Annotated in this window: 14 protein-coding genes; 1 reads left to right on the top strand and 13 read right to left on the bottom strand. The window is 46.9% G+C overall.

The genetic code is table 11. The annotated features are described in order from the left end of the window. Nucleotides 1-292: 292 nt before the first annotated feature. The 8 genes from ACNQFG_RS02895 to ACNQFG_RS02860 form a co-directional block, all read right to left on the bottom strand. Nucleotides 293-1,171: a radical SAM protein gene (locus ACNQFG_RS02895; protein ID WP_423405907.1), complete on the bottom strand. Its 879-nt coding sequence runs from the start codon at nt 1,169-1,171 to the stop codon at nt 293-295. 31 nt (nt 1,172-1,202) lie between these two features. After that, nucleotides 1,203-2,399, bottom strand: coding sequence for an MFS transporter (locus tag ACNQFG_RS02890; RefSeq protein WP_097778984.1), 1,197 nt, complete (start codon nt 2,397-2,399; stop codon nt 1,203-1,205). A 394-nt stretch (nt 2,400-2,793) separates the two neighbouring features. Continuing rightward, on the bottom strand, nt 2,794-3,120 hold the full coding sequence (locus ACNQFG_RS02885; RefSeq protein ID WP_178513311.1) for a hypothetical protein: 327 nt from the start codon (nt 3,118-3,120) through the stop codon (nt 2,794-2,796). Beyond that, entirely contained in the window at nt 3,117-3,365 is a 249-nt protein-coding gene (locus ACNQFG_RS02880) for a DUF6061 family protein (protein ID WP_178513315.1), read from the bottom strand. Before ACNQFG_RS02880 ends, ACNQFG_RS02885 begins: the two co-directional genes overlap by 4 nt. Before the next feature lie 372 nt (nt 3,366-3,737). Continuing rightward, the gene (locus tag ACNQFG_RS02875) at nt 3,738-5,447 is read right to left on the bottom strand and encodes a DUF4368 domain-containing protein (protein WP_423405906.1); all 1,710 of its coding nucleotides are present in this window, start codon (nt 5,445-5,447) and stop codon (nt 3,738-3,740) included. 98 nt (nt 5,448-5,545) lie between these two features. Next, nucleotides 5,546-5,725 carry a hypothetical protein gene (locus tag ACNQFG_RS02870; protein WP_005927535.1) on the bottom strand — a complete coding sequence of 60 codons (180 nt, stop codon included), beginning with the start codon at nt 5,723-5,725 and terminating at the stop codon, nt 5,546-5,548. Nucleotides 5,726-6,111: 386 nt separating this feature from the next. Then, nucleotides 6,112-6,354: a helix-turn-helix domain-containing protein gene (locus ACNQFG_RS02865; protein ID WP_020990051.1), complete on the bottom strand. Its 243-nt coding sequence runs from the start codon at nt 6,352-6,354 to the stop codon at nt 6,112-6,114. Then, a complete protein-coding gene (locus ACNQFG_RS02860; RefSeq protein ID WP_423405905.1) occupies nt 6,347-6,895 on the bottom strand; it encodes an RNA polymerase sigma factor in 549 nt (182 codons plus the stop codon). The genes ACNQFG_RS02865 and ACNQFG_RS02860 overlap by 8 nt, the downstream gene beginning before the upstream one ends. A gap of 373 nt (nt 6,896-7,268) precedes the next feature. On the opposite strand from ACNQFG_RS02860, the gene ACNQFG_RS02855 reads away from it, so the two are divergent. After that, complete coding sequence (locus ACNQFG_RS02855) at nt 7,269-7,598, top strand: helix-turn-helix domain-containing protein (RefSeq protein WP_020990050.1); 330 nt, start codon at nt 7,269-7,271, stop codon at nt 7,596-7,598. A gap of 61 nt (nt 7,599-7,659) precedes the next feature. On the opposite strand, the gene ACNQFG_RS02850 is transcribed toward ACNQFG_RS02855, so the two are convergent. From ACNQFG_RS02850 to ACNQFG_RS02830, 5 genes are all read right to left on the bottom strand, one after another. Further along, entirely contained in the window at nt 7,660-8,031 is a 372-nt protein-coding gene (locus tag ACNQFG_RS02850; protein WP_008982736.1) for a metal-dependent transcriptional regulator, read from the bottom strand. Between the two features lie 11 nt (nt 8,032-8,042). Further along, on the bottom strand, nt 8,043-9,791 hold the full coding sequence (locus ACNQFG_RS02845; protein ID WP_020990049.1) for an ABC transporter ATP-binding protein: 1,749 nt from the start codon (nt 9,789-9,791) through the stop codon (nt 8,043-8,045). Continuing rightward, on the bottom strand, nt 9,784-11,565 hold the full coding sequence (locus ACNQFG_RS02840; RefSeq protein ID WP_008982738.1) for an ABC transporter ATP-binding protein: 1,782 nt from the start codon (nt 11,563-11,565) through the stop codon (nt 9,784-9,786). The genes ACNQFG_RS02845 and ACNQFG_RS02840 overlap by 8 nt, the downstream gene beginning before the upstream one ends. Nucleotides 11,566-11,690: 125 nt before the next feature. Beyond that, on the bottom strand, nt 11,691-12,650 hold the full coding sequence (locus tag ACNQFG_RS02835; RefSeq protein WP_008982739.1) for a helix-turn-helix domain-containing protein: 960 nt from the start codon (nt 12,648-12,650) through the stop codon (nt 11,691-11,693). Between the two features lie 5 nt (nt 12,651-12,655). Then, entirely contained in the window at nt 12,656-14,059 is a 1,404-nt protein-coding gene (locus tag ACNQFG_RS02830) for an ABC transporter ATP-binding protein (RefSeq protein WP_423405904.1), read from the bottom strand. Nucleotides 14,060-14,072: the final 13 nt, after the last annotated feature.

The following is a 14,072-nucleotide window of genomic DNA, read 5'->3' as shown; positions in this document are numbered from 1 at the left end:
GCCCCTTTTCCGCATCAGCCGGAACCAAGGTGTAACACACTAGACTTTGTAACCAAAGTCGTGTGCCACGAAACCCCGGCGCGGTTTCTTTGGATTCTTCCGGCTATCGCGTTGCCTCCCGGCTTCAGGCAATAGCAGATGCGGGCGTCAACTCGTACACATGATCGAACTGAGCTTTGCGCTTATCACCAAAACATTCTGGTTGCCACAGCAATCAGGTTTCAGGGCAGAAGACATCTAAAGATGCTGAACTTCTGGATCGATCATACCGTCTTTTTTGAACGGCTTCATTCTAACTGGGGTTGAGGACGGTTAAGAGCCGCAGTACATTTTCCAATTTTCCCGTCGGGCCAGAATACAAGACGATTTGGACGGGAGACACAGTACATTTGATTATAACGCAGCATCCCGATTTTATCCAGATATGCAATATGCTTCGCAACCAACACCTCTTGAGTATCCTGGTGAAGGGGTGACAGATCGTGGAGCCTTTGCCGCCCCAGTCACCAACTGCACAAACAAGTACATCGAAGCGTTTATCCTGTCCAAACAAACGGTAAAGGTAATCGTACCAACTGTAGTCCTCATCGCCGGCCAGAAGATTACGGCGTAGCGTGATATGGAAGGAGTACTCTTCCGGGGGCAACTTGGAAAGAGCGACCAGATTGTCAATGATGGTCCGCAGGGTTCCTTTGCCAGATACATGGGGCCGAGTCTTGTCATGGTTCCAACCATCAAGTGTAATTTGGTAGCTGGTAATTCCTGCCTGACAAAACTGACGGAACAGCTTTTCGTCCAGCAGATAACCATTGGTGGTCATCTTGGCAGTATACTGAAAGCCATGCTGTTTCTGCAAGTTCTGAATCATTTCAGAGACTTCCAATACAGTGTCTTTGCAAAGGATCGGTTCGCCTCCAAGCCATGCAAGCACAACCTGCTTATGCCGTGGGGCCTGCGCAGTGATATACTCTTCGATCTGATCCAGTGTGTCACGGGTCATACTGGCTGCCGGGTGGTTTTTGTGGCAGTATGAACACTGAAAATTACACCCTTCAGTAGGAATCAGTGTGGCCATGAAGACATCCCAATTGAATTTTTGAGGTAATATTGGCTTGGGTTGAATACAACTGAAATTTTCTCCTAGGCAATCGGAGATGTATCCAGACATCATATATAAGCCCTCTTGATATTGTAGACTAAAATTAGTTGCCGTTCTTTTTTTCTTGAAGTGAAAGCAACCATGCGCTCTTCACAGAAAGACAGATGCCAATTCCAACTACGGTCATAAAAGCACCGAGGATGACAAAACAAGCCGTTGACCCGGCGCTCACCAGTAGTGATGAGCCAAACAGATAAAAAATTTCAGTAACATTGACGCCCATGTTGAAGACGGAAAGCAGCTCGGCGCGATTGTCTTCCCTGCCGGCAGCATCTACAATGCTGTTTTGGACTTCTCCCAGCAGATAGGATGGAATATCCAAAAAAAGCGGAAGGATCAGCATAAATAGGATAGTCCAAACCGGCACATTGACCAAGCCCAACACACCAAGGGCTATTCCACTCAGAATGAAAAACAGTGCCATCATTTGATTATAGTGTTCAGGCTTGGTACGGGCGAGAATCCGTTCGGACAGCAACTGAATTGCAGAATAACCCATAATAATTGCGGCGAGCCAGGTTTCATTGATCCCGCACAACTGCAGCTTCTCCGCATAGAAGAAATTGATCAGAATGCGGCCAATGTTCAAAGCTGCCAAAATCATTAGAAGCATCCATATCTTTTTCTGCTGAAACAACTGCGGATAGGGAATGTTTTTCTTTTGGCGCGTTTCACTTCTGGGCTGCACTGTTTCCTTGGGGATTTTTAAAGAGGTAAAGACAGCAACAAGGTTTGCGGCAATCGTTGCCAGAAGCAGACCCTTGATGCCAATCAGCGTGTACAGGACCGCATAAGCTAGGGTACTGGCAAAAAATCCGACAGTTCCATAATTGGCGACATGTGCAGATTTTTCAGCGTAATGTTCCTTTGAAAACATAATATAAATATAGCCGCTCTGCGTCCCAGAAGAAAAGGAAGCCGCTGTGCCTTCGAGGATAGCCTGTAAAATAAACAGACTATAATTGCAGCTTACATGAGCCAGCAAGAGGCAGGTTCTCGAAATGAGCAGCGCGATCTGGTATAGTACCAACGTGGATTTATAGCCAATGCGATCGGTCAGCTTTCCGAGAGGAATCTCTGTGAGGAGGACCATAGTAGCCATAATTGCTTGCAAAATGAAGAATTGGCTGAGAGAGATTCCTGCAGTGGTTCGTACCAGTAGAGAGACTGGGGAGAAAAACACCAGCCCATTGAGCAGAGAGGTAAGGTCAAGTGCATCTGTTTTCAGCTTTGCGTTCATTTTGATTCACCTCGTTATATTTGGATTTAATATAAGGAATAAACAGTGTTTTCATGAAGTGAGAAAAAACTTCTTCTTCATATGTACAGCACTTTTTGAAATCGATGTAGACTTGCTTCCATACGACCTAAAGATAGCTAAGGCCAAGCATTTCAGAATTCATGTTGAACCTCCTGTGTAGCGGTTACAAAGTGAGTAAGAAATCGATGTGTCTTGATTATACACCCGAAATCACAGAAAGATCAACTGGATAATAAAAATTCTTGAGAATCAGAAAATGAATCGAAAGAAAACGCAAGATGCTTGCCTACGAGGTTTTCTGGATAGATAGACGGGCATTGTCGGTAGGATTTGCGCTGAGTCTTACACTAAAGGAGCGTTTTACGCTGACATTTCAGGATTTACGCTGAAAATACGCTGACTTGGTATGGTTTACGCTGAATTTGCGCTGAAAACGCGCAATCGCGCGAACAAAGCGCGAATAAATCCGGCTGACCGCGAATAAACCGCGATCAAAAATCGCACGGCGTGCATTCTTCATGTGTGGGAAGATGCGGCGTGAAGGTGAGAACTTGTAAAAATAAACTGTAATACGATTGAATTTTGGAAAGGCGGAATCGCACGCTGGAATGCACGCGTGCAATGTTGCCTGAATAAAAGCCGGCAATAAAAACGCGCGCCGCGCGATTAGCGGTTTTACCGCGCGTTTTCTGTGGCTCAATCCTCCAGCCTGCCGTGGTCACACCCCAGCGACAGGTAGTGCTCCATCTCCCCTTTCAGCACCATCTGGGCATACTCTAGTGGCTTATTATAGAGCAGCCAGTCCAGTTCTGCCCGCTGTGCCGGGGTATTGCCGTACTCGTCCTCCACGGCGATGCAGTCGATGGCAAGAGTGGTGCCATCCTCGAACCGGGCTTCCACCCGGTTGGTGTCCATGTTGTAGCGGCAGGAAAGCAATTTCGTCATAGTCGTATCCTCCAAGACTTGATTTTTGGGGTGCAGTCACGCGAACCAATGCCGTCAAGTCGTTGTCGGATGAAGTGGTTTTTAGTTTGTCCGGGAGTAAGTGCACGGTTTCTGCACGGTTTTTGCACGGTTTCAAAACGTGCAAAGGGTGCAAATCGTTGCAAAATCAGACAAAGGGTGCAGAAACTCGAAGCTCAAAACCTGCGATGCTTCGCAAAGAATTGACGTTAAAACGTAACTTCCAAAAATTGAGGGAATCGCCCGGCGTGCGCTACGAATCAGTAGGCCGGGGGTTCGAGTCCCTTCCATCGCACCATGACGAATGTTCTTACAGCATTTAGCTGTCAAAGAGCATTCGTCATTTTTTATTTGCTAAATAGCGACATCACAGGGGGCGTAGTTCACAACTACGCCTTTTCTTGTATTCACCGACACATCGGGTGTCGGCAAAGGAAGTGCGCTTGGAATCTCGATGGTGCCCACGCAGTTGTAGTGAATGCGGAGCCGCTGCTCCCACACACCGTTGACCTTTTCTGCATTGAACACTTCGATTTTTTCAACCAGTTCATTCAGCATCCGGGGTGTCAGCTTTTTTGCTCTGGTGTACTTGCGAACCAGACTGATGAACATATCCGTTGTCATAGTACGGCTGCTCTGCTTTTCGATTTCGGAGCGGAGCTGTTTGATTTTCTCGGTCAGCTCCTTTTGTTCGTCCTCATATCTCCGGGACATTCTGGAAAAGCGTTCGTCAGAGATTTTGCCGGAAACATTGTCCTCATAGATGCGCTCAAAAAGGCCGTCCAGTTCTTCATCACGGGCAAGGAGTGCTTTCAACTCTTTCTCTTTCAGCTTGCGGTCGGCTTCGTCCGCCTGCTGGGAGTGCCCGATAATAGCCTTCAAAAAGTCGTCCTCATAGAGGCTGGCAAACTTGGTCAGCCGCCGAATCTCGCCCAGCACCACTTCTTCCAGAAAGTCTACCCTGATGTAGTGGGTGGATTGGCAGGTGCCACGGTTGCCCTTGTAGTTGGAGCAGTTGAAATACTTGATTTCCGGGTTGCCCTGATTGAAGTGGAAATGCAGATTGCAGCCGCAGTCTGCGCAGACAAGCAAGCCAGAGAACATATTGTGTTCTCCGTTGTTGGTACGGCGTTTGCGCATTTTTCCGCGCTTCTGCTGTACCTGCTCAAACACGGCACGTTCAATAATTGGCTCGTGAATATTTTGGAACACAACCCAATTTTCCGGGTCGTTATGAATCCGCTTCTTATTCTTGTAGGACTTGGAGTAGGTTTTGAAGTTCAGAACATCACCACAATACTCCTGCTGGTACAGAAGATGGGTAATCGTGGAGCCATTCCACTTGGTGGCGGGGCGCGTCTTGGTCTTTCCGGGACGGCCGATGCCTTTCTGAATCCAGTAGGCCTGCGGCGTCAGGATGCCTTCCTTTTCAAACTGGGTGGCAATCTGTTCCGTGCCAAAGCCCTCCAACGTCATATCAAAAATGCGCCGGACAACTTGTGCAGCTTCTTCATCAACGACCCAATGCTTGGGATTGTTCGGGTCCTTGATATACCCATAGGGAGGAAGTCCCATCGGTTCGCCAGAGTTGCCTTTGATTTTATTACTGATACGGCGTTTCTTGCTGATGTCGCGGGCATACCACTCATTGAACAGGTTTCGGATGGGTGCCAGTTCATTTTCTCCCTCGGCCGTGTCGATGTTGTCCGAAACGGCAACAAGTCGGATGTCATGGTCCGGGAAAAATTCTTCTGTCAGCCGTCCGACCTCAATATAGTTTCGGCCCAGACGGGAAAGGTCTTTGACGAACACAGCGGAGGCTTTCCCTTGTTCGAGCTGCTGCATCATTTCAACGAAACCGGGACGGTTCATGGTCACGCCGGAAATGCCATCATCCAGAAAGTGAACCAGATTGGTATAGCCTTTTTCCTTTGCAACTTTGGTGAGCAGTTTCTTTTGGTTGCCGATGCTGTAACTCTCGCCCTCCAAATTATCATCACGGGAAAGACGCTCATAGAGAAAAGCGGTTGCTTCACGGGATTTCTTGTTACTCGACTGTTTCATACTCGCTCCTTTCTTGGGACAGTCGAATAGCAAATTCACTTGTACACCTATATTATAACACAATCCGCTTTCTCTGTCCGCTGCCTCCCGAAAGGTCATTATAATTTTTCGCTTTCGGATTTCATCAGCCGGAGAAGAACTTCTCCTAAGGTCTGGGAACTTTCTTCTTTGAACACCGGCTCAACGATAAAGGAGCGATTGCCAATACGATAAGTTGAATCCAGAGTAAGCATCTCTGGATTTTTTGTTTTTTCAGGGTTTGTCTTTTTCGCTTGCATCGTAAAAATCCCCTTTCTTAAAAATCAAAAAATGAGCCAACGGACGGCTGCTGGCAGCAGCCCACGGGAATCTCACCCCTGCATTCCTCATGCAGCCCTACTCATTGCCTGCGACGCTCTGAACGCTCGGACTTTGACGGTAAGGGAGTATCAGCCTGCCTGTATGTCATAGCCCGCAAGCAGCCGCGCTTGCATTGCGGCGTGGTGGTGATCGCTCCACTTTTCAAAGAAAAGCATCGTGGCGCACCCGCCGTCCGGCTCGATACAGACAGCAACGTATCCGTTTGCCCTATAATGCACCGCCATTGTCCTGCGGGCTTTCTTTGTCAAAGAACTAGAAAAGGCATCGTATGGAAAGGGGAACAGCACACGATGCCTACGTTGAATCAGGTCAAGTCAAAATCAAGGATAGCAATTATCAGTTTTGCTTCCAGACGATTGCGCAGTTCTTCATCAACTTGCAGACGAGGATAGCCGTCAGAGCCATAGCTCGTCCGAGTTGACAGTGCAGCAATGTAGCTAGAATAATGCCGGACTACCCGGCTCACTGCTTCGGCGTCTCCTGCAACAGCGGCAGCGATTATCGGGTAAGGAAGCAGCGATGCCCGTGTGTGCGCAGATTTAGTCATCCGCTTCACCTCCCATCAGCTTTTTCAGCAGCCGATAGGCTTTATACCTGCGAGTATTGACCGTTCTTCTGGCCATGCCCATGCACTTTGCTATCTGTTCGTCTGTCATCCATAGAAACCAGTGCATCATAAAAATTTCCCGGTCTTTTGGTGACAGCCGTAGAAGTGCTGTGGCCAATCGGTCGTTCTCGATTAGCACAACAGCATTTCCCACGGGAAAAGCCGTATACTCCCATGAGTAACGATCGTAAACTGCAAGCTGGGCCACGTCTGCCTTGGACAGTTCTTCCAAAGATGCAAAACGTTTTTGATGACGGCTGATCTGCCGATAGCCGTTACATGCCTCGCATTTCAACACCTTTTTGCAGTAGCTGTCAAAGGCGTGCTGCTTGTGTTCGTAGTAGCGGTTTGGTTTCAAGTTTTCACCTCCCCTCGTGCTGGGAGGCAGCTCTTTTCTTCCCCTTTCGCTCACTACTCGTTCACCAACGGGTTCATTTGGCTGATTTTTAAGATTGATATGAAAATTTTTCCTGCCGTTCATAGAATTGTTCCTTTCGTTCTGTTCGGGTTTATAGGCCGGAGCAAAACGAGGCGGAGAACGGCATCCGATACCCAATCGTAGGTTGTAAAAATGCGGGGCTTTATCGGATGTGAAGTGAAGTATATAAAAAGCGAGCCATAACTCACTTCTATGAGTATGGCTCGCCCCTAGGTTATTTGAATATTTTTTTAATTGGTGTTAGGGCTTTTCGAGTGGGCGGTAAGCCCCATTTTATTTTGTGCTCCTTTATTTTGATACTCTTATCCATATAGCTCTTTGCTTCAAATTATGAGCTATAACTCACACAATGTGAGTTGTATGGTTATTTATATGAGCGATAGCACACCCTACAATGAGGTAGAGGTGATGTATAGTGAACAATCCTCTTGACTTGTTTGCATGGAAAGTGCGGTCAGAACGTAAGCGGCAGCATTTGACACAGAGAAAATTGGCTGAACGGCTCAATATGAACGCCCGTACAATCATAGATTTGGAAACCTGCCAGAGTAACCCCAAATTTGAAACGGTGGCTCTTGTCGCCAAAGAGTTAAATATCAGCGTGGATGCTGCCATTTTTCCAGACATGGTAAATCAGACGGTTTCAAAAACAGTTGTAGACTTCTTTGCCGGGAAAAGTGAGGCGGAAATTGAAAAATATATTGCGCTTTGCAAACAGGCGGAAGCATTTCAAAAAGACGAATAACGCGGCCGGGTTCGATGTGCCCGGCCGCGTTACTGTTTTACCCGTTTGCTATGCGGGCGGATCATTCCTTTTTGGTTTTATAGGCATCGCGCAGACGCTCGAAGGATTCCTGGCTGATGACATGCTCCATCCGGCAGGCGTCCTTTTCCGCCGTTACCGGGTCTACGCCGGCCTCGATCAGCCGGTCGGTAAAGAAGCGGTGCTTTTCGTAGATCTGCTCCGCCACTTCCCGGCCCACATCGGTCAGATGGAGAAAGTGATCTTCGTCCATCATAAGAAAGCCGCCGTCCCGCAAGGTAGCCACTGCATGGCACACGCTGGGCTTTGACACCTCCATGTGCCGGGCCACATCTACGGAGCGCACCATACCGCGTTTCTTTTGGAGAACAAGGATGGTTTCCAGGTAGTCCTCCCCGGACGCATGAAGTTTCATCAAGACCTCCCTTACTGTATTCGCCAGCCTTCGGCTTGTTCGCGGATCTGGATGAACTTTTTATAAGTCCCTTCCTGTTGCAGCAGTTCCTTATGCGTACCCCTCTGAGCCACAGTTCCGCCATCAATCACAAGGATTTGGTCGGCGTTCTCAATCGTGGCCAGACGATGGGCAATCGTAATAATAGTTTTACCGTGTGTTAGAGCAGAAATCGCTTCTTGGATCAAATGCTCATTCTCTGGATCAATACTTGCGGTTGCCTCATCCAAGATAACAATGGGAGCATCCTTGAGCATCGCCCTGGCGATAGAAATTCTTTGCTTTTCACCGCCGGAAAGCGAAGAACCCCCTTCACCAATCACTGTGTCATAACCGTCCGGCAAAGCCATTATGAAGTCGTGGCAGCGGGCTGCTTTTGCGGCGGCGATAATCTGTTCATCCGTAGCGTCCGGGCTGCCGAATTTAATGTTATTCTTGATGGTATCCCGGAACAAATAGACATTCTGAAAAACCATACTGATATTTTTTAGCAAGCTATCGCAGGTAAATCGGCGAATATCCGTTCCACCAATGGTAATCGTTCCGCTGTTCACATCATAGAAACGGGCAATCAGGTTACACAGCGTAGATTTTCCGCTGCCAGATGGCCCCACGATGGCCGTTGTGCTATTTTGCGGAATTTTGAAGTTCAGGTCATGCAGAACAATCCGGCTGTCATATCCGAAACAAACATCCCTAAACTCAATATCATAGGTTGCCGGTTTTATATCGGTGCCATCCTGGTCGATATAGTTTACATTCTCTAATGCTTCCAACTTGTTCATGGCAGAATCAATAACCCCAAGAGTGTGCGCAGCATCATTGATATTTTCCACGCTGCCAAAAAGAACAAAGGAGAAAAGAACAAACATCAGAAAAACAGATATACTCATTTGCCCTTGCAATGCTTGCCACGCGCATACCAAGACGATCCCCATAGATGCCAGCTTCAACACAAACAGGTGTAGGCAGTTATATGGTGTATAGCCCTTTTCTACCTTGATGTGAATATCTTTCAATTCCTTACTGGCATTACGAAAATTCTCAATAGAAGCACCTTCCTGTCCAAAGGACTTCACAATGGAAAGCCCCCGGATGTATTCAATCGCTGCGCCGGACATATCTTCCATTGCTTTATGGGTTGTTGCAGCGGTTTTTTCACTGTGTCTGCTAATCCCCTGCAAAGCCAGCGCCGAAAGAGCAACGCCGACAATGGAAATAACCGCCGCAACAGGGCTGAAGAAGATCAGGCATAAAACGATGGCAATAAATTTTGCATAACCGTTGATGATGACATCCACCATTTTCATGCCCTGTAATTCCAAAGTAGATAATTCCGTGGTAACTCCGGCCAGAATGTCACCGACACTGTTCTGTGAAAAGTACCCAAGGGGAACCCGTTTCAGTACATCGCCCAAATGAATGCGCTGGCCAGCGGCCACTTCATAGCCGATACTTTCCTGCAAAATCGCCCGTAGATAAGAAAACAGGAAATTCAATGCAATAGAGCCAACAATAATCCACAGCATTTTCCAGATCAAAGAAGCGTCAATTGTGGTATGCGCCCAATATGCCTGAATAGATTTATCCAGCGCATAAGCAGCAGCCATTGTCGGGATGGCTGTAGATAAACTACTGAAAAAAGAGAATACAGAGCCAAGATAAAGACGACCTCTGTACTTGCCAGCCCATCGAATGATGCGTTTCATTGACTTAAACATTACCAGCCACCTCCTTTTTCTCGCCCACAGACCAGTTCTTTGCGCCAATATGCGCCTGCCACATATCTGCATAAAGCGGGCAGCGTTCCAAGAGTTCCCCCTGCTTTCCGCAGTCAACAATCTGCCCTTTTTTCAGAACAACAATCTGATCTGCGTTTTGAATGGTAGACAGACGATGTGCAATCACCAGCAGGGTCTTTCCTTTGGAAAGGGCCATGATGGATTTCTGGATTTTATCTTCATTCTGCGGGTCAGTGAAGGCAGTTGCCTCATCCAAAATCACAATAGGCGCATTTTTCAAGATTGCTCTCGCAATAGCAATTCGTTGCTTTTCTCCGCCAGATAGCCGCTTGCCGGCATCACCGGCAGGGGTATCATATCCTTTTTCCAGCCGAGCAATGAAATCATCGCAGCAAGCCGCTTTTGCGGCGGCATATACTTCCTCATCCGTAGCATTTGGATTACCCAGGCGGATGTTCTCTTTGAGCGAGCAGTTGAACAGGAAATTGTCCTGTGTCACGAAGCTGACCAATTCAGAAAGCTGGTGAATTGAAAGCTCTTTTATATTTTTGCCGCCAATGGAGATGCTGCCACCAGTTACATCCCAAAACCGTGCAATCAGGCGAGCCACCGTTGATTTTCCTCCTCCAGACGGTCCGACCAGTGCAGTGAAACTCCCCTGTGGCATATTTAAGCTGATACCATGCAACACTTCATTTTGTGTTGTACCGTCATAAGAAAAGGACACATCCTGCAAGACAATATCGGTATGATTGATTGGAACAAATTCCCCGGAATCCGGCAAATTTGGAAGATTCAAAAGCTCATTTGCTGCTTCAACCGCATACTCCATAGATTTTGCTTCGTTGATAAAGGTCGTAGCTTTCATCAGTGGCCCCACAATACTAAGTGAGAGGATAATTCCCATTGCAAGTTCAGCGGGAGTAATACTTTCACCACGCACCAGCAGCAAACCAACAGGGAGTACCCCAAGCAAGGTAGTCGGCATAATCGCCATCATTAAATTCATGGTTTTCCATGTGCTTTTGAACCAGTTGAGAGTAAAATCCTTAAAGGACTTCACAGCGCCTACAAACTTTTCGTAGGAACTGGTACTTTGGTTGAACGCCTTAACAACCTCAATGCCCTCTACATACTCGATAATAATGTTGTTGACATGGTTATTTGCCTCCATGTAGGCTGCATACTGGCTGTTATAATTTTTCATAAGGAAGAACATCGGAATCATAGCCAACGCAGGAGCAATCAAAATCGAAAGTCCCATACGCCAGTCTATTGCTAGCATCCAGACGAAAATAGCCAGCGGCAGGAGCAGATTAGAAGTCAGTTCTGGAATTACATGCGCCAAGGGCGGCTCTAAGTCCTCTACCTTATCCATGATGATGTTTTTCAGATAACCGATTCTCCGTCTCATTACCTCGCCAAGCGGGGCTTTCATTAGACGATTTGCAATTTTTAGACGAATACCTTCCAGTATCGTATACGCGGATATGTGCGCCAAAATTGTGGAGATACCAAAACAAAGCACACGGATCAGGTACCCGCCTACGCCAACCAAGCACCATAACAGAATATCGTTTCCTGTGGCAGTACGGTTGATAAACAGAAGCAGAATTTTATAAACTGCCCAAAACGGAATAAATCCACCAGCGACACTAAAAATAGCGCATAAAACCGAGAGGATCATCTTTCCCTTGCAGGGTTCTGCAAAGGAAAGTAGAGTTTTGACCCAACTCTTTTTTTGTTGTTTCATAGTAATTCACCTCTTTCGTTCTATTCGGTCAGTAAAGAAAAAAGGATGGCTAAGTCCTACTAACCATCCTTAATTTATCATGATTCAGTTTTTTCTTCCGCTCCACGCGGCCTTTTCTGTGCCAATCAGATAATTGATTTCCGATATTCCAATGGCGTTTTTCCCATCGTCTGATGAAAAGCAGCGGTAAATTTGCTGGGACTGTCATATCCTACAAGACCAGCAACATCAGCCACCTTCAACGACTTATCTGATTTCAGCAAAGCCGCTGCATAGTTCATTCGGTAGTTCCTCATGTATGTAAAAATCGGACTGCCATAAACAGACTTAAAGCAATTTTTCATCGGTGTCAATGCAATATCAAACTTTGCGGAGAGTTCTTCCAGCGTGTAGTTCTTTGTCAAATCTTGTGTTAAAAGTGATTGAATTGCCTTAATTTTTTCGACCTGACTCTTATAGAAATATGGACGTTCCTCTGTATGTCCCGACAGCTCTAACGCATCCAGATATAGAAGCAGTTCCAGCACTTTGATCTTGAAATAGTCTTTTTTGATTTTGACCGGCACATTGTAAAGTTCGGAAAAAATATGCTCAATGGCCGGTTCTCCTGGAATGACATAAGGTGTACGGTCACTGCAATATTTATTTTGTAATTCGTAAAGGTCAACAGAAAAGCCCTTCATATAGGCTGGAATTTCTTTTGCCGCGGTTTCCACCTGAAAGCCAATGGAAATACCGTGGTAGTGGCAAAGGGGAAACTCCACCTTGCCCGAATGATGGATGCGGCGATCCACCCGAAGATCGCCAGCCTCTAAATAGCTAAAGGCATTCTGGCCGACTTCCTGCTCAATGCGTCCTTCCCGGCAGTGATCTATGCAGAGCAGGTCCATATCTGTCTGGAAGCCCGAAATGCACTCCTTCATGTGGAAATCATTATACATGAGAAATACACCGGGAAAGACATGATAGAGCGTCATCATGCCTTCACCGGAGTTATCGCTTAAACGCATTACCTTGCAATCATCTGACTCGATCAAGTTTTGAACATTGGGACCGTAATACATTTCTTGGAGCAGTTCCGGCATAGACGCTACCTCCTTTCTTTGGAGCATCCCTCCATATTAAATATTTTATCACAAGTCCGGCCCAAAAACTCAAAATCATGGGAAACAATGATGATAATTTTATTTTCATCATTCAACTTGCGGATCATGTCGCTCACTTCCAGCATACGATGATAGTCAAGCCCACTGGTCGGCTCGTCAAAGACAAGCACATCTTTGTCGGAGAGAATAGCGGTTGCCACCGCAAGGCGCTGTTTCTGACCTCCTGACAGGGCCATCGGATGGCGGTCTTTGAAATCCAGCAAATCAAAAGACCTGAGAATTTCTTCAATCCGCTCCGGCGGACAATCCGGCTGCGCCAGTTCACATTCGTTCCATACGCTGTCTGAAAAAAGCTGATGGTTCACATCCTGCATCACACAGAAGCTGGCCTTATTGCGCTGTTTTGCTTTCAGTGTTTGCCCGTCCAGCCGGACGGTTCCATTCACTTCTTTCAAAAGCCCGCACAGGCAGCGTGTCATCGTCGTTTTTCCTGCGCCGTTATGACCGACAATTCCCAACACTTCGCCTCGTTTTGCAGAAAAGCCAAGACCGCTGAATACCGGCTGCTTATCAAAGGCACAGGAAAGGTTTTCTACGGATAAGCCTTCCTGCGCTCCTGACGGATCGGCAGGAGGCAGCTCCAGCACAGGATGGACAAGACTTCTAAGCCCCATCCTGATACGCTGCTCATCCGAAAGATTGCGAAACTCGTTCCCGGAAAATATCTGAACGATTTTCCCTTTTTGAATGAAGATTGCCCGGTCAATCAGATCCATCAGGAAATATAGGCGGTGTTCGGCAATAACAACCGTCCGTCCTTCTTTTTTGATCTGGATAATCTGCTGGCGTAAGGTGTCAATCGCGTCAGCATCCAGATTTGCCGTCGGCTCGTCCAATACAAAAATGGACGGGTTCATGGCATATACAGAGGCAAACGCAAGACTTTGTTTTTCTCCGCCAGACATGGAAAAGATATTACGGCCCAGCAGTGACTGTATTTTCAGAGCAGAAACCGTAGCATCATATCGCTCTTTGATTTTCCTTGGCTCAACGCCTGCGTTTTCCAAACCAAAAGTAATCTCGCTGTCAGAATCTATATTGAAGAACTGCGATTTTGGGTTTTGGAACACGGAACCAACCTGTTCTGCCAAACGGTACATTTCTGTTTGAGCTACATTCATACCGTTTACAATCGTTGTACCAGATAAGGTTCCGCCCTCGACAAAATGAGGAATCAGACCGTTAATAAGTTTTGTTATGGTTGTCTTACCACAGCCTGATTCACCAGTAAGAACAATGCACTCGCCCTGCTGAATGTTCAGGTCTATATGAGAAAGCGTCCCCTGCGATTTCTCATATTCAAAAGATACATTTTGAATTTCAATCATAGGAAACACCTCC

Origin of the sequence: Faecalibacterium prausnitzii, from assembly GCF_049532945.1 — a bacterium.
Taxonomy (GTDB): domain Bacteria; phylum Bacillota; class Clostridia; order Oscillospirales; family Ruminococcaceae; genus Faecalibacterium; species Faecalibacterium prausnitzii_N.
Note: the sequence above shows the minus strand (reverse complement) of the source record. Positions and strands in the feature narration are given on the sequence as shown.

Excerpts from the sequence above, each read along its gene's own strand:
- ACNQFG_RS02895 (WP_423405907.1), bottom strand. The coding sequence starts at position 1,171 with ATGATGTCTGGATACATCTCCGATTGCCTAGGAGAAAATTTCAGTTGT.
- ACNQFG_RS02890 (WP_097778984.1), bottom strand. The coding sequence starts at position 2,399 with ATGAACGCAAAGCTGAAAACAGATGCACTTGACCTTACCTCTCTGCTC.
- ACNQFG_RS02880 (WP_178513315.1), bottom strand. The coding sequence starts at position 3,365 with ATGACGAAATTGCTTTCCTGCCGCTACAACATGGACACCAACCGGGTG.
- ACNQFG_RS02875 (WP_423405906.1), bottom strand. The coding sequence starts at position 5,447 with ATGAAACAGTCGAGTAACAAGAAATCCCGTGAAGCAACCGCTTTTCTC.
- ACNQFG_RS02870 (WP_005927535.1), bottom strand. The coding sequence starts at position 5,725 with ATGCAAGCGAAAAAGACAAACCCTGAAAAAACAAAAAATCCAGAGATG.
- ACNQFG_RS02865 (WP_020990051.1), bottom strand. The coding sequence starts at position 6,354 with ATGACTAAATCTGCGCACACACGGGCATCGCTGCTTCCTTACCCGATA.
- ACNQFG_RS02860 (WP_423405905.1), bottom strand. The coding sequence starts at position 6,895 with ATGAACGGCAGGAAAAATTTTCATATCAATCTTAAAAATCAGCCAAAT.
- ACNQFG_RS02850 (WP_008982736.1), bottom strand. The coding sequence starts at position 8,031 with ATGAAACTTCATGCGTCCGGGGAGGACTACCTGGAAACCATCCTTGTT.
- ACNQFG_RS02845 (WP_020990049.1), bottom strand. The coding sequence starts at position 9,791 with ATGTTTAAGTCAATGAAACGCATCATTCGATGGGCTGGCAAGTACAGA.
- ACNQFG_RS02840 (WP_008982738.1), bottom strand. The coding sequence starts at position 11,565 with ATGAAACAACAAAAAAAGAGTTGGGTCAAAACTCTACTTTCCTTTGCA.
- ACNQFG_RS02835 (WP_008982739.1), bottom strand. The coding sequence starts at position 12,650 with ATGCCGGAACTGCTCCAAGAAATGTATTACGGTCCCAATGTTCAAAAC.
- ACNQFG_RS02830 (WP_423405904.1), bottom strand. The coding sequence starts at position 14,059 with ATGATTGAAATTCAAAATGTATCTTTTGAATATGAGAAATCGCAGGGG.